This window comes from Dolomitihabitans soli, from assembly GCF_022213955.1.
Lineage (GTDB): Bacteria > Actinomycetota > Actinomycetes > Streptosporangiales > Streptosporangiaceae > Streptosporangium_A > Streptosporangium_A soli.
This window is the reverse complement of record NZ_JAKNTW010000054.1, coordinates 1-18,699: the sequence shown is the minus strand read 5'-3', so window position 1 is coordinate 18,699 and position 18,699 is coordinate 1. Positions and strand designations below refer to the sequence as shown.

Here is an 18,699-nt window from a genome sequence, read left to right as displayed (position 1 = left end):
GTCCCTTAGAATTCGACCATGTCCTCATGGCCCGCACCGACCACCACCGAACCCGTCACGGCGACCGTGACACTGCCCGGCTCCAAGTCGATGACCAACCGCGCGTTGCTGCTGGCCGCACTCGCCGACGGGCCCAGCGTCGTACGGCGGGCGCTGCGCAGCCGCGACGCCGACCTGATGGCGCAGGCGCTGCGCGCGCTGGGAGCCGGAATGGTCTCCTCCCGGGAGAGCGCGTCGAGCGTCGACTGGCAGGTCGCGCCCGGCCCGGTCCGCGGTGGGACGCGCATCGACGTGGGGCTCGCGGGCACCGTGATGCGGTTCGTGCCGCCGATGGCCGCGCTGGCCGACGGCGAGGTGTTCTTCGACGGCGACGCACACGCGCGCACCCGCCCGATGGGCCCGTTGCTGGGCGCGCTGCGCCTGCTGGGCGCGCGGATCGACAGCGACTCCCTGCCGTTCACCATCAGGGGCCCGATCCAGGGCGGTGAGGTCACCCTCGACGCCTCCGCCTCCTCACAGCTCGTCTCCGGCCTGCTGCTGGCCGCCCCGAGGTTCGACAAGGGCGTCACCGTACGGCACGCGGGACCACCCGTCCCCTCCATGCCGCACATCGAGATGACCGTCCAGATGCTCCGCCTCCTCGGCGCCCGGGTCGACGACTCCGAGCGCGACGTGTGGCGGGTGGAGCCCGGCCCGATCGCCGCCGCCGACGTGACCGTCGAGCCCGACCTGTCCAACGCGGCCCCCTTCCTGTCCGCCGCGCTGATCACCGGCGGCACGGTCACCATCCCCGGCTGGCCGGAGCACACCACCCAGCCGGGCGACCACCTGCGCCACCTGCTCGCCGAGATGGGCGCGGCCGTGGCACGCACGCCCGAGGGGCTGCGGGTCACCGGCACCGGCCGGATCACCGGCCTCGACGCCGATCTGCACGAGGTGGGCGAGCTGACCCCGACGATCGCCGCGCTCGCCGCGCTGGCCGACTCGCCGAGCACGCTGCGCGGCGTCGCGCACCTGCGCGGCCACGAGACCGACCGGCTGGCCGCGCTGGCCACCGAGATCAACCGGCTGGGCGGCGACGCCCGTGAGACCGACGACGGGCTGGTGATCCGGCCACGCCCGCTCACCGGCGGGGTGTTCCACACCTACGACGACCACCGGATGGCCACCGCCGGCGCGGTGATCGGCCTGGCCGTCCCCGATGTCCAGGTCGAGAACATCGCGACCACCGCCAAGACACTGCCCGAGTTCACGGGCATGTGGATGGAGATGCTGGGAATGGATCGCTGAGAAAGCGGGAGTACGACGAGGACGACGTCAGGGTACGGCCGGGAAAGGGATCCAGGCCGCGTACCCGGATTCGTCCTGCCCACGAGGACGCGGTCCAGGGTTTCGTGGTGGCCGTCGACCGCGGCAGATACACCTGCCTGGTCGAGGCCACCGGCGAGACCGGGCGGCGCCGTAAGAAGGACAGGCTGTCCGGCGCGGAGATGAGCGGCCGGGTCGTCGTCGCGATGAAGGCGCGGGAGCTCGGCCGCAAGGGCATCGTGGTGGGCGACCGGGTCATGCTCGTCGGCGATGTCACCGGCCGGCCCGACACCCTGGCGCGCGTCGTCAGGGTCGAACCGCGCGCGTCGATGCTCCGCCGTTCCGCCGACGACACCGAGGACACCGACGGAATCGAGCGCCCGGTGGTCGCGAACGCCGACCAGCTCGTGATCGTGACCGCGCTGGCCGACCCGCCGCCGCGCCCCCGCATGATCGACCGCATCCTGGTCGCGGCCTTCGACGCGGAGATCGACGCGCTGCTCTGCCTGACGAAGTCCGACCTGGCGCCGCCCGACGAGCTGGTCGCGCTCTACGAGCCGCTCGGCGTCTCGCACGTGGTGCTGCACAAGGGCGGCGACCTCGACGAGATCAGGGAGCGGCTCGCCGACCGGATCAGCGTGCTCGTCGGCCACTCGGGGGTCGGCAAGTCGACCCTGGTCAACGCGCTGGTGCCGGCGGCGGACCGGGCGGTCTCGCACGTCAACCAGGTCACCGGGCGCGGCCGGCACACCTCGACCTCGGCGGTCGCGCTGGAGCTGCCCGCGGGCGGCTGGGTCATCGACACGCCCGGTATCCGCAGCTTCGGCCTGGCCCACGTCTCGGCCGACACCGTGTTGCTGGCCTTCCCCGACCTGGTGGAGGGCTCGGTCGAGTGCCCGAAGGGGTGCAACCATCTGACCTCGGAGTGCGCCCTGGACGCCTGGGTCGCCCAGGGCCACGCCGATCCCGTACGGCTGGCCTCGCTGCGCCGCCTGCTCGCCAGCCGTGAGGGCGAGCCCGATCCCGATTGAATCCCCGCCACCCGGCGACCACCCCTCGACGCGATAGCGTTTCCCCCCGTGACGGGATATAGCGACGATCTGCGCCTCGCGCACGTCATGGCGGACGCCGCCGACGATCTGACGATGCGCCGGTTCAAGGCGGTCGACCTGCGGGTCGAGACCAAGCCCGACCTCACTCCGGTGAGCGACGCCGACGAGGCCGTGGAGGAGGCGATCCGCGGCTCGCTCCGGCGCGCGCGGCCACGTGACGCCGTGGTGGGAGAGGAGTTCGGCACCACCGGGTACGGCGCGCGGTCGTGGATCATCGATCCCATCGACGGCACCAAGAACTACGTGCGGGGAGTCCCCGTCTGGGCCACCTTGATCGCCCTGATGGACCAGGGGCGGGCGGTGGTCGGCGTGGTGTCGGCCCCCGCGCTGGGCCGGCGGTGGTGGGCGGCCCGGGACGGCGGCGCGTGGGCCGGCCGCAGCCTCACCAAAGCCACCCGGTGCCGCGTCTCCTCGGTCGGCAAGCTGGAGGACGCCTCCTTCTCCTACTCCGACCTCGAAGAATGGGAGAAGGCCGGCCGGCTTGACGCATTCCTGGACCTGACCCGCGCGTGCTGGCGGACCCGCGCCTACGGCGACTTCTGGTCGCACGTGCTGGTGGCCGAGGGCGCGGCCGACGTGTCCGCCGAGCCCGAACTGTCCCCGTGGGACATGGCGGCGCTGACCGTGATCGTCGAGGAGGCCGGCGGCGTCTGGACCGATCTGTCAGGCGTTCCCGGCCTCGACGGCGGCAGCCTGGTGTGCACCAACGGCGCGCTGCACAGCGAGGTCCTGCACCGCCTCGGCGGCGGCCCGCTGACCCTTCCCGTCTAACGCGTCCACCGGTTCGCCGTATCAGCCGTATCACCGGTGAACCTCGGACCGGTCCCCGCGCTACCTACGTCCGATGGGCCCGCGAGACGAGGAGACGCCGTGCCGGCCCGGTGACGCTGAGCGCCGTTCGCGTGCCGGGACGGAGGACACGCGTGTTCTCGCCCGGATCGCGGACGGGGAGACCACCGCGTTGGCCGAGCTGTACGAGCGCTACGCCGGCCCGCTGTTCGCCTTCCTCTACCGGCTCGCCGGAGACCGGGGCACGGCCGAGGAGATCCTGCAGGACACGCTGCTGGCGGTGTGGCGTTCGGCGGCCACGTTCCAGAGCCGCTCCAGCGTGAGCACCTGGCTGTTCGGCGTGGCTCGCAGGCAGGCCCACAACAGACTGCGCGCCGTACCTCCTCCGCCGGCGGCCGAGCCGTACGAGCGGGCCGATCTCGTGGCGGGGCCGGAGGAGCTGGCCGTGGGCGGGGATCGGGTGCAGGCGGCGCTGGCCCGGTTGCCGATGGCGCAACGGGAGGTCGTCGTGCTCTCGTTCCTCGACGATCTGAGCCATCAGGAGATCGCCGAGGTGCTCGGCATCCCGGTCGGCACGGTGAAGAGCCGGCTTCATCACGCGCGCGCGACCCTGAGGGGGTGTCTCGATGAACGAATGGCCTGAACTCCATGGACTCCGGGAGGGTGTGCCACCGCCCCCTCCGCCACCCGAGATCGTGCGGGCAGCCCTACTCTCCTCCGCCCTGGACGGCGGCCTCGGCGACGTGGCGGCGCACTCCGCGTCTTCGCCGCGACGGGCCTGGGCGCTGCTCGTGATGGAGGCCCGGTTGCTGCATCCGGCGCTCTGGACGGCGTCGTTCGCGGTCATGGCGCTGATCGTGGTGTTCGTCATGATCGGAGGCGACATCGCCGAGACCCTGCTGGCTCTGGCCGCTCCCCTGATCGCCGGGATCGGCGTGGCGGGCCTGTACGGTCCCGAGCACGATCCGGCCTTCGAGCTCGTCGCGGCCACCCCGACCTCGCCCCGGGTCATCCTGCTCGCCCGGGTCACCCTGGTCTTCGGCTACGACCTGGCCCTGACCCTGCTCGCCTCGGCGGCGCTCACCGTGACGGGCGCGACCTCCGCCGGCCTGACCACCCTGGTCGTCGCATGGCTCGGCCCGATGGCGCTGCTCTCGGCTCTCAGCCTGCTGTTCTCGGTCTGGTGGAATCCCGAAGCGGCGATCGGCGTCACGCTCGCGGTGTGGAGCCTGCCCCTCCTCGCCCACCTCGACCTGCGGATCGCCGACGGGCCGACGAGGTGGGAGAACGGCCCTCTCACCTTCGGCCTCGCGGTCGTGCTCACCGTCGCCGCCCTCATTCTCGCGGGCGGCGGTGAACCCGTCCGGCGGACGCGCGCTACTCACCCGTCGTGAAGCCCATCGCTCTCTGGGCACACGAGGTACGGCTGGCAGGCCTCCCCGCGCTGCTGGGGCCCCCGGCTCTCGCCGTCCTCATCGTGCTCCTCATCTTGTTCGACCCGTTGCTCGGCTCACCCGACGCGAGGACGGTGATGTTCCTGATGATCCTGGTGGAGGCCGGATTTCCACTCCTGGCCGGAATGGCGGCGGCTTCGCTGCCGAGCCGCGACCCGACCGTGGAGCTGCGGCTCACCCTGTCCGGCGGATACCGCCCTGTCCTGCTCCGCCGCCTGGCGGTGTCGATCGGCTGGTGCGCCCTGTGCGCCCTCGCCGTCACCGCGCCGCTCGCGTCCAGTGGCTGGTGGAACCCCGCGTACGGCGGGCCGGCCGGCCAACTCGTCTGGCTTTCCCCACTGCTGTGGCTGAGCGGCCTGGGACTTCTCGCAGCCGTAGCGCTCCGGAACAGCGCCGCCGCCGGCTCGGTGGTCGCCTTCGTCTGGACGCTCGAACAGGTCGTCGCCGGCCCTCTGCAGGAGAACGTCGTGTCCCGACTGCTCTACCTGTTCGCCACCACCCGCGGCGCCGCCTCCGAAGGCTGGGCGGGCAATCGGCTGACCCTGCTCGCCACCGCCCTGCTGCTCGTCCTCGCCGCCTGGTTCCTGCTCCACGACCCCGAACGCGTCCTCGAAGGTGAACCAGAATGACCGCCACTCTGCGCTACGAGTTTCTGATGCAGATCCGCCGCCCGTCCCTGTGGATCGTGTACGGCCTGGTCTTCGCGGTGCTCGTCGCCACGCTCCCGTACCTGACGCTAGATCTGGGCTTCAGGGACGCCGACCTCGTCAAGGCGGCCATGACCACCGCAGCCAAGCTGATCATGACTCTGCTGCCGATCGTCTATGGGTGCATGGTCGCCGACCGGCTCGTCAGGGATCGGCGGCTCGGCGTCGACGCGGTCCTGGACAGCACTCCGGCCGGCCGGACCGGCCGCCTGATCGGCAAGTATGTGGGCGTCTGCGCGGCCACCGCCGTACCGCTCGCCCTCGTCTACTTCGGGCGTGCCGTCGTCTACACGGTGACCGAGGGGAAGCCCGCCGCGCTCGGCTGGTCCGCGGTGGTCTTCCTGACCTCCATGCTCCCCGGCCTGATCTACCTCGGCGCGCTCGCGCTCATCGGGCCGCTGCTGGTGCCGCCGATGCTGTTCCGGGTGCTGTTCGTGATCTATTGGTTCTGGGGGAACCTCATCCCGGCGACCATGATGCCGACCCTGTCACGCACGATCTTCTCGGCGACCGGCGACTACGCGTCATACGGGTTCTTCCTGCAGGAGCGGCTGGCCCTGTACGAGGGCGAGCCGGAGGCGGCGCTCGACTTCCTGCGCCCCGCGTTCTCGCCCGCCGTCGCCTGGCTGTGGATGGGCGTGATGGTCGCGCTCGCCGTGGCCCTGCTCTCCGCCGCCCGCCTGCACGCCATCCGAAGTGAGTCCTGACATGCGCATCGAGATCTCCCAGCTGACCAAGACCTACAAAGGCGGCGTGCACGCCCTCGACGGCCTCGACCTCGACGTCCCGACCGGCATGTACGGCCTGCTCGGCTCCAACGGAGCGGGCAAGACGACCCTCATGCGGATCATGGCCGGGTTGCTCCGGCCCACCTCGGGAAGCGTGCGCATCGGCGGCCATGACATCACGACCACCGACGGACGGCTCGCCGTACTGCGGGCGCTCGGCTATCTCCCGCAGGACGTGGGGGTGTACCCGGACCTGACCGCCCGGCGTTTCCTCGACTACATCGCCCTGCTCAAGGGGCTCGACTCCCGGTCGGCACGGCGGCGCAGGATCGGCGAACTGCTGGAGGTGGTCGCGCTCACCGAGCAGGCCGACCGCAAGCTCAAGGGGTTCTCCGGCGGCATGCTGCGCCGGGTCGGCATCGCCCAGGCGCTGCTCGCCGACCCCCGCCTGCTGATCGTGGACGAGCCGACGACCGGTCTGGACCCCGAGGAACGCATCCGGTTCCGCACCCTGCTCTCCCAGCTCGCCGGGGACCGCACGGTCCTGCTCAGCACCCACATCGTCGACGACGTGGCCCAGACCTGCCGCTCCCTGGCGGTGCTGGCGAAAGGGCGGCTGCTGTTCCGCGGCGGGGTCGGGGAACTGGTCGCGTTCGCCGACCGCCGGGTGTGGACGGTGTCCACCGCCGGCCCGGCGCCCGCCCAGGGGCGCATCGTGGCCGCACTCCCCGAGGGAGCGGGGATGCGTTACCGGATGGTCTCCCTCACCCGGCCGGCCGCGAACGCCGAACCGGCCGAGCCGACCCTGGAGGACGGCTACCTGGCCCTGATGGAGTCCGCCCAGGCCACCGTCCCGACGCCCTGACCGCGACAGGGCCGGCCGCACTGGAGTCGCTCGCGTGCTTCCACGCCGCACCCCACGCGGAAGTACGGCGCCGACCAGGGGACACGCCGGGATCAGGTCAGCTCGGGTAGACCAGAGCGGGGCCGACCGACTGGCATGGGGCCGGGGTCAGGCCAGTTCGAGTGCGCCCGCCGCGGCGGTGAGGAGGCTGCCGCGGTAGGCCTCGCCGTACAGGCAGACGTGCACGAGGAGGGGGTGGAGCTGGTGCAGGGGGACGCGGGCCCGCCAGCCGTCGGCGAGCGGGGCCGTGTCGCGGTAGGCGGCGAGGATGGCGCCCAGGTGCGGAGCGCCGAAGAGGGCGAGCATGGCGAGGTCGGTCTCTCGGTGGCCGCCGTGCGCGGCCGGGTCGATGAGCACCACCTGGCCGGGCGTCCACAGCAGGTTGCCGCTCCACAGGTCGCCGTGGATCCTGGCGGGCGGCTCCGCAGGTCCGGCGAGGGCGGGGAGGTTCTCGACGACCTCGTCGAGGAGTGCGGCGTCGGCGGCCGTGAGCTGGCCTTCGTCGCGGGCCCGCCGGACGAAGGGCAGCAGGCGGCGGCTGGCGTAGAACTCGGGCCAGTCGGCGGCCGGCGCGTTGTCCATGGGCAGCTCGGCGATGAAGCCGGGCCAGGGCGCGCCGAAGCCGTCGGCGCCCGAGCCGTGCAGCCGGGCCAGCTCGTGGCCGAACTGCTCGGCGACCGCGGCGGTGGCGTCGCCCGTCTCGACCCAGTCGAGCACCAGCCGGTCGCCGGTGACCTCGATCACCTCGGGGACGGAGACCGCCCCGGCCTCGCCGAGCCAGCGCAGACCGGCGGCCTCGGAGGTGAACAGATGGGAAACAAGCCCTGTCTTCACAAAGGCCCGGCGCCCGCACGGCAGCTCGGCCCGGTGCAGGCTCCAGCTGTGCGAGGCGCCCAGATCCTCGACGATCTTCACCTCAGCGTCTCCCCCAGGTGCTTGGCCAGACCCTCGGAGGCGGCCCTGACCAGGCGCAACACCTCGTCGAACCCGTCTTGGCCGCCGTAGTAGGGGTCGGGCACCTCCGCGTCGGCCGGCGCCGCGGGGTCGAAGGAGCGGAAGAGCCGTACGTCGGCGCCCTCGGGAGCCAGCCGGCGCAGCGCGCGGAGGTTCTCGGTGTCCATCGCCAGCACCAGGTCGGCCCGCGCGAACCAGTCGCCGAGGAACTGCCTGGCCTGGTGGCGGGAGCCGTCGTAACCGTGCGCCGCCAGCGTCGCCGCGGCCCGCTCGTCCATGGGATCGCCCTGGTGCCAGCCGCCGGTCCCCGCGCTGTCGACCGTGACCAGCCCGTCGAGGCCGTGGTCGGCGAGGGTCTGGCGGAGCACGACCTCGGCCATCGGTGAGCGGCAGATGTTGCCCATGCAGACCAGGCACACGTGGTGGCTCATGACCACCAGCATGCCGTACGGCTGCCCTTGACCCACCATGCTGACCAACATCTGACGACTTTGACAGCGTATTCATACAGCACCGTGAACCTCTTCCAGCTTCGGTCATGGCTCGTTTCATTGCCGTTCACTTTCACCCAGTTGTCTCTAGGTGTAACGGCATGGACCTCACTACGGAGAAGGACGACATACCGTGACCAGTGGACAGCGCCGCCTGAGCGCGGCGGCGATGGCAGCCCTCGCGGTCGCATTCGCGGCGGGCTGCGGCGGTAGCCCCAGCACCGGCAGCGAAGGCACCTCCTCGGCCGCGCCGGCCGAGGGCTCCGCCCTTACGGGCGAGGTCAAGGTCGACGGTTCCAGCACCGTCGCTCCCCTCACTCAAGCCGCGTCCGAGTTGTTCGGGGAGGAGCAGGCGCAGGTCAAGGTGCCTGTCGCCACTTCCGGCACCGGCGGCGGCTTCGAGAAGTTCTGCAACGGCGAGACCGATATCTCCAACGCCTCCCGTCCGATCAAGGACGAGGAGAAGGCGATCTGCGACACCAAGGGCATCAAGTTCTCCGAGCTGACGGTCGCGACCGACGCCCTCACGGTGGTCGTGCCCAAGGAGAACACCTGGGCCACCTGCCTCACCACCGACCAGCTCAAGAAGATGTGGGAGCCGGCGGCCGAGGGCAAGGTGAAGACCTGGAAGGACGTCGACGCCAAGTTCCCGGCCGAGGAGCTCAAGCTCTACGGTCCCGGCACCGACTCCGGCACGTTCGACTACTTCACCGACGAGATCAACGGTGAGGAGGGCGCGAGCCGTAAGGACTACAGCCCGAGCGAGAACGACAACGACATCGTCACCGGTGTCCAGGGCGCGAAGGGCGGGCTGGGCTACTTCGGCTTCACCTACTTCGAGGAGAACGCCGACAAGCTCACCGCGGTACAGATCGACTCGGGCAAGGGCTGCGTCTCGCCGAGCGTCGAGACGGCCCAGGACGGCACCTACGCCCCGCTGTCACGGGCGCTGTTCCTCTACCCGTCCGCCGCGTCGCTGAAGCGACCCGAGGTGGCCGCGTTCCTCGACTACTACGTCGCGAACATCAACGCCATCGCCAAGGACGCGAAGTACATCCCGCTCAACCCTGAGCAGGAGGCCAAGCTCAAGTCCGACCTCACCAGCCTGAAGAGCCAGGCGGGCTGATGGCCGCCCAGGACCAAGCGACCGCACCGGGGACCAGCAGGTCTCTGGCGCGGTCGCGCCCGCGTTACGGGGAGTCCGTGATCAAAGTCGTGCTGATGGCGGCCGCGATGATCTCGGTCGCCACCACGATCGGCATCGTGGCCGCCCTGCTCGAACCGACCATCGAGTTCTTCTCCGAGATCAGCTTCGGCGAGTTCTTCGGCTCCACCACATGGGGCCCGCTGTTCAACCCGGCGCACTTCGGCGTGTGGCCGATCATCGTGGCCACCCTGGAGATCACGCTGATCGCGGTGGTGGTCGCCGTGCCGCTCGGGCTGGCCGCCGCGATCTACCTCTCGGAGTACGCCACCCCCCGGGTCCGCAAGATCTTCAAGCCGGTGCTCGAAGTCCTGGCGGGCGTCCCCACGGTCGTCTTCGGCTTCTTCGCCCTGGCCTTCGTCACGCCGCTGCTGCGTGACTGGTTCCCGTTCCTGGACCTGGAGGCGAAGAACGCACTCGCGGCCGGTCTCCTGGTCGGCGTCATGATCGTCCCGATCGTCGCCTCGCTCTCCGAGGACTCCATGGCGGCGGTGCCGAACGGCCTGCGTGAGGGCTCGTACGCGCTCGGGGCGTCCAAGATGCTGACCTCCGTGCGGGTCGTGGTGCCCGCCGCCTTCTCCGGCATCGTCGCCGCCGTCATCCTGGCCATCTCCAGGGCCATCGGCGAGACGATGATCGTGGCCATCGCGGGCGGCTTCAAGGCCGTGTTCACCTTCAACCCGACCAACGAGATGTCCACGATGGCGGCCTTCATCGCGCAGGCCGGCTCGGGAGACGCCTCAGTGGGGTCGATCGCCTACAAGACAATCTTCGCCGTCGGCTCGCTGCTGTTCATCATGACCTTCGTCATGAACTGGTTCAGCGCCCGCCTGGTTCAGAAGTATCGCGAGGTATACGACTGATGTCCGTCCTCTCGACGCCCCGCTCCGCCGTACGGCTGGCGAGCAAGGGGACGCCCCTGCGGGAGCACGTCTTCCGGATCGCGCTGCTGTCCAGCCTGGTGATCGCGCTGGGCTTCCTGCTGATGCTGCTCATCTACGTGCTGGAGGAGGGCTGGCCCAGGATCGACGCGACGCTCTGGGAGAACATGCCCTCGATCCGCCGCCCGGAGACGGCCGGCATCCAGTCCGGGATCATCGGCACCCTGTGGATCATCGGCCTGACCGCGCTGATGGCCCTCCCCACCGGCGTGTTGGCGGCGATCTACCTGGAGGAGTACGCCGACAGGACGAAGTGGTACAACCGGGTCATCGAGCTGAACATCTCGAACCTGGCCGCGGTCCCCTCGATCGTGTACGGCATCCTCGGCCTCGGCATCATCGCCCGCTGGCTCGACTTCGGCTTCACCGTGATGACCGGCGCCATCACGATCTCGTTGCTGGTGCTGCCGATCGTCATCATCTCGGCGCGCGAAGCGATCCGGGCCGTGCCGCCGTCGATTCGCGAGGGCTCGCTCGCCCTCGGCGCCACCCAGTGGCAGACGATCTACCGGCAGGTGCTGCCCTCCGCCGTCCCCGGCATCGCCACCGGCTCGATCCTGGCGCTCTCGCGGGCGATCGGCGAGGCCGCCCCCTTCCTGATGCTGGGCGCGGCGACCCTGGTCCGCTTCAACCCCGAAGGGGTCTGGAGCAGCTTCACGGTGCTCCCCCTGCAGATCTACAGCTTCATCAGTCAATCCCGCGAGGAGTTCCACATCCTGGCCTCCGCGGCGATCGTCGTACTCCTGGCGATCCTGCTGCTGATGAACTCCGTCGCGATCTGGCTTCGTAACCGCTACCAGAAGCGTTGGTGAGAAATGTCTGAGATAGGAATCTCCATGCAGAACGTCAGCGTGCGTGGACCGGAGGTCCCCCGCAACATCGAGGCCCTCGACCCGGTGTTCACCGTCTCCGATCTCAGCGTCTTCTACGGCGCCTACGAAGCCGTCCGCGGCGTGGACCTGACCATCGGCAACCGCGAGATCACCGCCATGATCGGGCCGTCCGGCTGCGGCAAGAGCACGGTGCTTCGCTGCTTCAACCGGATGAACGACCTCATCCCCGGCGCCCGCCCGGCCGGGAAGATCTTCTTCCACGACGAGGACCTCTACGGCGACCACGTGGACCCGATCGAGGTCCGCCGCCGCATCGGGATGGTCTTCCAGAAGCCCAACCCCTTCCCCAAGTCGATCTACGACAACATCGCCTACGGCCCCAAGGTCAACGGCATGAAGGGGAAGATGGACTCCATCGTCGAGGAGGCGCTGATCAAGGCCGCCCTCTGGGACGAGGTCAAGGACAAGCTCAAGCAGAACGCGCTGTCCCTCTCCGGCGGGCAGCAGCAACGCCTGTGCATCGCCCGGGCGATCGCCGTGAAGCCTGAGGTGATCCTCATGGACGAGCCGTGCTCCGCGCTCGACCCGATCGCCACCACCAAGATCGAAGACCTGATGCAGGAACTCGCGCGTGACTACACGATCGTGATCGTCACGCACAACATGCAGCAGGCCGCCCGCGTCTCCGACCGCACCGCCTTCTTCACCGCCGAGGTGGACGACGCCGGAGAACGACACGGCCGCCTGGTGGAGTTCGACGAGACGAGCCGCATCTTCACCAACCCGAGCGACAAGCGCACCGAGGACTACATCACCGGCCGTTTCGGCTAGAACCGCGCGGCCTACTCAACTGGAGGAACCGGGTGATCCAGCCGCAGACGGCAGCCGCGGTGGACGGGGAGACGCGGACGGCGCCCGTGTTGCTGGTGGCCGATCCGGACACAGCGCTGGTCGAGCGGCTGGCCGCGGCCCTCGAACGGGAAGGCGTCGAGGTCGCGGGCGCCGCCGACGGCGCCCAGGCGCTGATCCAGGCCGGGGCCCTGCGCCCCGACCTGGTCCTGGTGAGCGCCACGCTGCCCGTCATCGGCGCGGTCGACTTCGTCAGAGCCGTACGGCTGTCGCGCGCCGTCCCGGTGCTGCTCGGCGTGGGAGAGGGGGATGCCGAGCAGGTGGTCCAGGCCCTCGCCGCCGGCGCCGCCGCCTGCGTGGCCAGGCCGTACCGGGTGCCGGAACTGCTGCCGATGGTGCAGGCCGCCTTCACCGGCGACGCGGGAGCCCGGCGGCTCCTGGTGGTGGGCGCGGTGGAGCTCGACGTGCACGCCTACCAGGTGCGGGTGCTCGGGCGAGGGGTGCATCTTCCGCTCAGGGAGTTCGAGCTGCTGCACTATCTGATGCGCAACGCCGACCGTACGGTCACCCGCGAGCAGATCATGCGGCATGTGTGGAACTCCACCGAGAGCACGTCGACCAACACCATCGCGGTGCACGTCAAGCGATTGCGGGCGCGGCTGGGCGACAACGACGACCAGCTGATCCAGACGGTCAGAGGGGTCGGATACCGGCTGGTGACGCCGCAGGCGGAGTGACCGTTCCATCGGGGGTACGGTCATCCACCACGGCCCACCGGCACCATTCGTGTCGGCACACGCTAGCGGATGGAGGCTCCGTACGGCAGACGGCCGGCCGTGCAGCCGTCCTTGCCGCGGAAGGCGGCGAGGATTCGCTTGGCGACGCCCTCGATCTTGGCGATGCCGGCCTCCATGGAGAAGTTGTCCTCGGTGAGCACCGCGATGGCGTAGTGGTGGCCGTTGCCGCTGATCACCCCCGCGCTCACCACCGCCCAGCGCATGTTGGAGACGTGCCGGAGCCAGCCGTTCTTGAGCGCCACCACGTCGTCCTCACAGGCCGCCGCGCTGACTCCCCACTTCTGGTCCCTGATGACATGTTGCATCAGTCTGAGCACCTGGTCCCGGTCCGCGCGGTCCACCGGGCTCTTCTCCGCCACGAGTTGCGAGACCAGCTTGACCTGGTCCTCGGCGGAGGTCTTCGTGATGCCCCAGCAGTACAGGTCGATGCACCGGCCGTCGATCGCGGTGGTGTGCCGCAGGCCCAGCCTCCGGTTGGCCTTGGTCAGGCCGTACGCGCCGCCGATGCGGAGCCAGAGCCGGTCGGCGGCCCGGTTGTCGCTCTCCTTGATCATGAGCGTCGCGTCGTGCCTGGTCTCCGCGCCGAGCCTGCGCCACGGTGTCTTCAGCAGCAACGCCATCAGAATGTCGATCTTCGAGGTGCTCGCCGTGGGGAGTCGCAGGTTCCGCTGGTAGCGGTACGTCCGGCCGGTCGTCACGTCACGGACCATCGCCGACACGCGGCCACGGCCTTCGAGGAAGCGATCGAGGATCCGGGTCACCCGGGAAGAGACGATCTTCGGCGGGCTCGGGAGCCTGAATGCCGCCGGGTCGCGCGGCACGTTCGTCTCCTCCACGCGCGGCACGTTCGTCCCCTCCACCCGGGGACGCGACGACTCAGGCGACAGGCTGGTGACGACCCGCACGGGTTCAGGATGCGAGCCCCCGCCACAACCGGCGAAGATCAGTACGGCCAGCACGGCCGCCGCCAGGGATCGGAGCATCACCACCGGCCCGCCTCTCACTCGCGGCCGAGGAACCACCGACCCCCGACCCTCCTCGATCGGGATATCTCCCCAGGATGCGAACAAAAGAATATGATCGCGCTGAGCCTAGCCCTAATGGGGCGTATCTCCTTAGACCCTCGCGAAACCCGCAACCGACATTTAACGCACAGGCGGGATTAGCCGGGCAATAGTGTCGTCGTCACAGGTGTCCCAGAAGCCGCCCACGACGTCCTCCAGATGGTCGAGCGACTCGGCCCGAAACAACACATCCTGATATTTCGTGATGTCGTAGTGAGTGGTGGCCATCGCCGCTATGTCCAACGGGCGGATGTTCATCCCCCGGAACTCCTCGATCTCCCCGTACGAGGACAGGATGCCCGCGCCGTACGCCCGGAGTTCCCCTCGCTCCGCGAGCACACCGAACTCCATGGTGAACCAGAACACCTTGGAGACCGCCTCCAGCGCCGCCTGTCCCTCCACCCGCCTGGCCGCCTCGCCCGCCAGCCGGTACAGACGTGCGAACCGGTCGGAGGCCAGCGCGTTGGCGTGTCCGATCACCTCATGGATGACATCGGGCTCGGGTGTGTAGAACGGCACGGAATGATGGCGAATGTACTGCGTCGAATAGAAATATCCGTCCCGCAGCACGCCGTAGAATTCGCGCAACGGCACCAGGCCGGCGGCCGGCAAGTACCGGAATCCGGTCAGCGGCGCGAGCAGTTCGCCGACCTCCTGCAACTGGGGGATCCGGTCGCCGGGCAGGCCGAGCCGGGCGACCCCCGCGAGATACTCGGCGGCGGCGTACTCCTGGTGCTTGCCCGCCAGTTCCGCCGTCACCATCCGCCAGACGGCGTGCTCCTCCTCGGAGTACTCCGCGATCGGGATGGGCGTGCCCGGCACGTGACCGGCGGCGAGTCCGGCGATGGCGTTGCGCCGCTCCCGGTAGACCTGGTCGGCGAAGCCCGGATGCCCGGCCGCCAGTTCGACGACCACCGAGCCGTCGTCTGAGGCCGACACCGGGGCGAAGTACTGCGCTTCCTCGAACATCCCTAAATGAGAGCAATATACGAATCAGCTGGCAATAGCGAGCAATCCCACTGAGCGAAACTGTCAGGATCGTATCGATGAGACCGGGTTGTGCTGGTCGTTTCGTCCAGCCATAGTGCTGTGGGTGACCTCTCCCTCGATCGACACGCTGGACGCCCGCCTGCTCGAAACCATGCGCGCGCATCCCCGCATCGGCCTGACCGAGTTGGCCCGCCTGCTCGGCGTGGCCAGGGGCACCGTGCAAGCCAGGGTCGACAAGCTCACCACCCGCGGCGTGATCACCGATTTCGGCCCCACGGTCGCCCCCGAAGGACTCGGCTACCCGATACTCGCCTTCGTCTCACTCCAGATCGCCCAGGGCCGACTCGCCGAAGCCGTCCACGACCTCGGCGCCCTGCCGGAGATCCTGGAGGTGTACGGCACCAGCGGCCAGGCCGACCTGCTCTGCCGGGTGGTCGCCCAGAGCACCTCTGACCTGCAGGAGGTCATCGCCAGGATCCTGGCCTCACCCGCCGTGCAGCGGACCGACACCACGATGGCGCTGTCCACACAGATCCCCTACCGCATCGAGCCGCTCCTACGCACTACACCGCGCACATGACCACCGCCACCCACCACGTCCGGCACAACCACCGGCCCGCACCACACCGAGCCATCGCCGCCCACCACCCGACGCACGACCACCGCCCACCGCCCACCACACCCGGCTCGCAACCACCGAACCCGGCCACACCGAGCCGCCGCGCACCACCCCGGAGGCACGACCACCGCCACCCATCACACCCGGCACACAACCACCGGCCCCCGACCACATCGAGCCGCCGCACACCGCCCGGAGGCACGGCCACCGCCACCCATCACACCCGGCCCCAGACCACACTGAGCCACCGCACACCGCCCGAAGGCACGACCACCGGCCTCCGACCACACCGAGCCGCCGCCGCACACCGCCCGGGACTCACGACCGATGCCGCGTACTACGCAGGGCACTTGACCATGCAGACCCGGCGCGCGATGAGGTCCGCTATCACCCGCTGCGCCGCCGCGAAATCCTGCACCAGGTACGCCTTGCCGTTGGTCGCGCCGGTGATCCGCTTCAGCTCGTCGGCGCCGACGTCTCCGCCGTAGCCGACTACCGCGATGTTGACCGGCTTCTGTTCATCGAACTCCTTCCGCAAGGTATCGACGAGTTCGTCCAGCGTGATGCCTTTGGCGCCCGGGTCGTTCCGCCCATCGGTGAACACGAGCAGGGTGCTGACCTTGCCTCCGCCGCTGGACGCCGACGCCTCGCGGAAGGCGGCCAGGATCGAGTCGTACAAGCCCCTGCGACCGCCGACCTTCCCCGGCAGCGAGTTCAGGACTTTCTCGATCCGGTCAAGCTGCTTCTCGACCGGGCCGATCGGCAGCAACTCCTTGTGGTCACGGTCGCCGTCGAGCTCACCGGCGAACTGCCAGACCCCGACCTCGCTCTCCTCCGGGAGCATCGCCACGCTGTCCCGTGCCAACTCCGCCATCTTCGACATCCGCGTGACCTGCGTACCCGGCACCTTCTGGGCCATCGACCATGACGTGTCGAGCAGGAGCAACGCACGCGTGGGGGCCAGCAGCAGGCGCAGCGACGCCAGGGCTCGCGCGGTCACCTCGGCGGGCGGGCCGGGAATCCTCTCCGGTTCCTCGGCACGCAGGCCGTACTGGTCGCCCATCCGCGGCCCGGCCTTTCCGTCCCCCGTACGGAACCCCGCCTCCCGCACCGCCGTACGGCCGCGCGCCGAGGTGAGGGTCTCCCTGAACTCCAGCGCCGCGGCCCGCTTCCTGGAGTCATCGACGGTGACGATGTAGGGATAGTCGAGGCTCATCGCGCCCTCGGGCGGGTAGAGCCCCACCGCCAGGCGGTCGGGCCGTGCGACGTTACGCGCGTAGAGCGTCTGTTCGGTGGCGACCACGGCCGGCTTCGTCCCGGGCCCCGTCGGGTCGGCCTTCTCGTCGTCGAGCACACCGAGCAGGGCCTTCTGGTCGGGCATGATCGAACGCCCGAGGTCGGGGATGACCTCCGTCATGACGTCCATCAGGTCCGGCCGGTCCTGCATGGCGGCGGTGAAGACGTTGACTACCGCGAGTCCCGCAGCGGAACGGCGGGGATCCGGCAGCATCACATTCAGGTCGTGCTCCTTGCGGACCTTGTCGCTGGGCGTCAGGACGTTCCACGTCGGCTTGTCCCCCATGACCGCGATCTTCGTCGCCAGCTCCTGCCGTACCGCCATGATCACAGGTGTCCGCGCGATCGACGGCGCCTCCGCGTCCCGTAACCTCGGCGACGCCCCCTCGGCCACCGCCAGATCCCGCCAGACGGACGCATCCGGGATCCACACCTCGGGTGCCGGCCCGCCCTTGGCCAGCTCCGCCGACACCTCGGACGACGCCTTCGCACGCACCGCGACACACTCACTGTCACCGGCCAGCTCCCGCAGAACGGGCGTGATCTCCGGGGACGCCGTCACGGTCACCGGCTGCGCGCACCCCGGCGTCCCCAGCACCGCCCACGCCGCTCCGCCCGTCATCGCCGCCGCCATCACGACGACCGACATCGCCACGGCTCCTCGCCCGCCACGCCGCCTCGGCTCCCTCCTCGCAGGAGTCACGGCGCGTGGGGGCCCGGCCTCGGGAGTACGTGGGCCGGGCGCGGGAGTTCGCGGGTACTGGACTCCGGCCGCTGGGGGCAGGAGGGTCGGCATGGGTTGCGGTTGCGGTTGCGGTTGCGGTTGCGGGGAAGGTGGGAGCGGCCAGGGTGGTGTGACCGGCGGTGGCAGTGTGACCGGGGGTGGCGTCGTGTCGCGAACCGGCGGCGAGGCGCTGGGGATCGGGTGATCGTCCCATGCCGCGTCGTTCCAGAACGTCTGCTCACCTGGGGACGTCTGGTCGTCTAGGGGCCACACCTTCTGCTGATAGGGCGTCTTCGCGTTGCCTGGCCGTACGGACTGCCCCCATGGGTGGTCGCCCTCTGGGGGTATATCCGACGTACGGTGCCGTTCGCTCACTCCTCCACCTTCAGCGGTAGATGTCGTCCGAAACCCCTGATTCAGATGGGATCTTAGCGACCTGAGTGCCACGCGACACAGCGTTACCATTGGGAGGCCGGATTACTGTCAGGTTCCGCCTGCTCTTCTCCCACACCATCGCGACGGTCACCCAGCGGCTCCGCCCGACACGCTCACCCAGCTGATCCCTCGCACAGAGCAATATCCTTCAACCCGTACGGCTCCCGCGACGCAGCCATCACTGAGCGTCACGAACGCGGTCATATCTGTCCAGAAGGTCTTCGACGGGCAGCTGTGGGCCGGCCGGGTCCTTGGCCTCGTCGTCCCAGCAGCGCGATCGCGTCCCCGCCCCACGGGTCCGGAGAAACTGAACAGAAAGACCCCAGAAATAGAAGAAGGCCCGCACGGAAACCGTGCGAGCCTAACTTCCAACAACGACAAACATCAAATGTTTGTCCGGCGGTGACCTACTCTCCCACACCGTCCCCGGTGCAGTACCATCGGCGCTGGAGGGCTTAACTTCCGGGTTCGGAATGTAACCGGGTGTTTCCCCACCGCTA

The 18,699-nt window shown here is 69.6% G+C and carries 19 protein-coding genes and 1 rRNA gene; 14 read left to right on the top strand and 6 right to left on the bottom strand.

Features of this window, described 5'->3' with window-relative positions; translation table 11 throughout:
- Positions 1-18: 18 nt before the first annotated feature.
- From aroA to MBA17_RS48245, 8 genes are all read left to right on the top strand, one after another.
- Positions 19-1,290: a 3-phosphoshikimate 1-carboxyvinyltransferase gene (aroA, locus tag MBA17_RS48280; RefSeq protein WP_238505698.1), complete on the top strand. Its 1,272-nt coding sequence runs from the start codon at positions 19-21 to the stop codon at positions 1,288-1,290.
- On the top strand, positions 1,287-2,339 hold the full coding sequence (gene rsgA / locus MBA17_RS48275) for a ribosome small subunit-dependent GTPase A (RefSeq protein WP_238505720.1): 1,053 nt from the start codon (positions 1,287-1,289) through the stop codon (positions 2,337-2,339). Before aroA ends, rsgA begins: the two co-directional genes overlap by 4 nt.
- 48 nt (positions 2,340-2,387) lie before the next feature.
- A complete protein-coding gene (gene hisN, locus MBA17_RS48270; RefSeq protein ID WP_238505697.1) occupies positions 2,388-3,191 on the top strand; it encodes a histidinol-phosphatase in 804 nt (267 codons plus the stop codon).
- A 73-nt stretch (positions 3,192-3,264) separates the two neighbouring features.
- A complete protein-coding gene (locus MBA17_RS48265; RefSeq protein WP_238505696.1) occupies positions 3,265-3,852 on the top strand; it encodes an RNA polymerase sigma factor in 588 nt (195 codons plus the stop codon).
- Positions 3,836-4,603, top strand: coding sequence for a hypothetical protein (locus MBA17_RS48260; RefSeq protein ID WP_238505695.1), 768 nt, complete (start codon positions 3,836-3,838; stop codon positions 4,601-4,603). Before MBA17_RS48265 ends, MBA17_RS48260 begins: the two co-directional genes overlap by 17 nt.
- Positions 4,600-5,292 (top strand): hypothetical protein, encoded by a 693-nt coding sequence (locus MBA17_RS48255; protein ID WP_238505694.1) that lies wholly within the window; start codon positions 4,600-4,602, stop codon positions 5,290-5,292. The genes MBA17_RS48260 and MBA17_RS48255 overlap by 4 nt, the downstream gene beginning before the upstream one ends.
- Positions 5,289-6,077, top strand: coding sequence for an ABC transporter permease (locus MBA17_RS48250; RefSeq protein ID WP_238505693.1), 789 nt, complete (start codon positions 5,289-5,291; stop codon positions 6,075-6,077). Before MBA17_RS48255 ends, MBA17_RS48250 begins: the two co-directional genes overlap by 4 nt.
- Position 6,078: 1 nt before the next feature.
- Positions 6,079-6,963, top strand: a complete 885-nt coding sequence (locus tag MBA17_RS48245) for an ABC transporter ATP-binding protein (protein WP_238505692.1) — start codon at positions 6,079-6,081, stop codon at positions 6,961-6,963.
- 147 nt (positions 6,964-7,110) lie between these two features.
- Here MBA17_RS48245 and MBA17_RS48240 read toward each other — a convergent pair whose 3' ends face one another.
- Positions 7,111-7,917: a fructosamine kinase family protein gene (locus MBA17_RS48240; RefSeq protein WP_238505691.1), complete on the bottom strand. Its 807-nt coding sequence runs from the start codon at positions 7,915-7,917 to the stop codon at positions 7,111-7,113.
- On the bottom strand, positions 7,914-8,387 hold the full coding sequence (locus MBA17_RS48235; RefSeq protein ID WP_238505719.1) for a low molecular weight protein-tyrosine-phosphatase: 474 nt from the start codon (positions 8,385-8,387) through the stop codon (positions 7,914-7,916). Before MBA17_RS48235 ends, MBA17_RS48240 begins: the two co-directional genes overlap by 4 nt.
- 193 nt (positions 8,388-8,580) lie before the next feature.
- On the opposite strand from MBA17_RS48235, the gene MBA17_RS48230 reads away from it, so the two are divergent.
- The 5 genes from MBA17_RS48230 (at position 8,581) to MBA17_RS48210 (ending at position 13,011) form a co-directional block, all read left to right on the top strand.
- Positions 8,581-9,573: a PstS family phosphate ABC transporter substrate-binding protein gene (locus MBA17_RS48230; RefSeq protein ID WP_238505690.1), complete on the top strand. Its 993-nt coding sequence runs from the start codon at positions 8,581-8,583 to the stop codon at positions 9,571-9,573.
- 77 nt (positions 9,574-9,650) lie between these two features.
- The gene (gene pstC, locus MBA17_RS48225) at positions 9,651-10,514 is read left to right on the top strand and encodes a phosphate ABC transporter permease subunit PstC (protein ID WP_238505689.1); all 864 of its coding nucleotides are present in this window, start codon (positions 9,651-9,653) and stop codon (positions 10,512-10,514) included.
- A complete protein-coding gene (pstA, locus tag MBA17_RS48220; RefSeq protein WP_238505688.1) occupies positions 10,514-11,404 on the top strand; it encodes a phosphate ABC transporter permease PstA in 891 nt (296 codons plus the stop codon). The genes pstC and pstA overlap by 1 nt, the downstream gene beginning before the upstream one ends.
- 24 nt (positions 11,405-11,428) lie before the next feature.
- Complete coding sequence (gene pstB, locus MBA17_RS48215; RefSeq protein WP_238505718.1) at positions 11,429-12,256, top strand: phosphate ABC transporter ATP-binding protein PstB; 828 nt, start codon at positions 11,429-11,431, stop codon at positions 12,254-12,256.
- Between the two features lie 32 nt (positions 12,257-12,288).
- A complete protein-coding gene (locus MBA17_RS48210; RefSeq protein WP_238505687.1) occupies positions 12,289-13,011 on the top strand; it encodes a response regulator transcription factor in 723 nt (240 codons plus the stop codon).
- 62 nt (positions 13,012-13,073) lie between these two features.
- Here MBA17_RS48210 and MBA17_RS48205 read toward each other — a convergent pair whose 3' ends face one another.
- Positions 13,074-14,054: a serine hydrolase gene (locus tag MBA17_RS48205; protein WP_238505686.1), complete on the bottom strand. Its 981-nt coding sequence runs from the start codon at positions 14,052-14,054 to the stop codon at positions 13,074-13,076.
- Positions 14,055-14,216: 162 nt separating this feature from the next.
- The gene (locus MBA17_RS48200) at positions 14,217-15,104 is read right to left on the bottom strand and encodes a phenylalanine 4-monooxygenase (protein WP_238505685.1); all 888 of its coding nucleotides are present in this window, start codon (positions 15,102-15,104) and stop codon (positions 14,217-14,219) included.
- 124 nt (positions 15,105-15,228) lie between these two features.
- Here MBA17_RS48200 and MBA17_RS48195 point away from each other — a divergent pair, with 124 nt between their 5' ends.
- A complete protein-coding gene (locus MBA17_RS48195; protein ID WP_455432992.1) occupies positions 15,229-15,705 on the top strand; it encodes an Lrp/AsnC family transcriptional regulator in 477 nt (158 codons plus the stop codon).
- A 376-nt stretch (positions 15,706-16,081) separates the two neighbouring features.
- On the opposite strand, the gene MBA17_RS48190 is transcribed toward MBA17_RS48195, so the two are convergent.
- Both MBA17_RS48190 and rrf read right to left on the bottom strand, forming a co-directional pair.
- Positions 16,082-17,689, bottom strand: a complete 1,608-nt coding sequence (locus MBA17_RS48190; protein WP_238505684.1) for a substrate-binding and VWA domain-containing protein — start codon at positions 17,687-17,689, stop codon at positions 16,082-16,084.
- Positions 17,690-18,593: 904 nt separating this feature from the next.
- Positions 18,594-18,699, bottom strand: a 5S ribosomal RNA gene (gene rrf, locus MBA17_RS48185); the annotation flags it as partial.

What these genes read in the sequence shown, in the direction of transcription:
- MBA17_RS48190 (WP_238505684.1), bottom strand. Translation starts at nt 17,689, where the DNA reads ATGTCGGTCGTCGTGATGGCGGCGGCGATGACGGGCGGAGCGGCGTGG.
- MBA17_RS48260 (WP_238505695.1), top strand. Translation starts at nt 3,836, where the DNA reads ATGAACGAATGGCCTGAACTCCATGGACTCCGGGAGGGTGTGCCACCG.
- pstA (WP_238505688.1), top strand. Translation starts at nt 10,514, where the DNA reads ATGTCCGTCCTCTCGACGCCCCGCTCCGCCGTACGGCTGGCGAGCAAG.
- MBA17_RS48205 (WP_238505686.1), bottom strand. Translation starts at nt 14,054, where the DNA reads ATGCTCCGATCCCTGGCGGCGGCCGTGCTGGCCGTACTGATCTTCGCC.
- MBA17_RS48250 (WP_238505693.1), top strand. Translation starts at nt 5,289, where the DNA reads ATGACCGCCACTCTGCGCTACGAGTTTCTGATGCAGATCCGCCGCCCG.
- MBA17_RS48235 (WP_238505719.1), bottom strand. Translation starts at nt 8,387, where the DNA reads ATGAGCCACCACGTGTGCCTGGTCTGCATGGGCAACATCTGCCGCTCA.
- MBA17_RS48200 (WP_238505685.1), bottom strand. Translation starts at nt 15,104, where the DNA reads ATGTTCGAGGAAGCGCAGTACTTCGCCCCGGTGTCGGCCTCAGACGAC.
- MBA17_RS48245 (WP_238505692.1), top strand. Translation starts at nt 6,079, where the DNA reads ATGCGCATCGAGATCTCCCAGCTGACCAAGACCTACAAAGGCGGCGTG.
- aroA (WP_238505698.1), top strand. Translation starts at nt 19, where the DNA reads ATGTCCTCATGGCCCGCACCGACCACCACCGAACCCGTCACGGCGACC.
- pstB (WP_238505718.1), top strand. Translation starts at nt 11,429, where the DNA reads ATGCAGAACGTCAGCGTGCGTGGACCGGAGGTCCCCCGCAACATCGAG.
- MBA17_RS48265 (WP_238505696.1), top strand. Translation starts at nt 3,265, where the DNA reads ATGGGCCCGCGAGACGAGGAGACGCCGTGCCGGCCCGGTGACGCTGAG.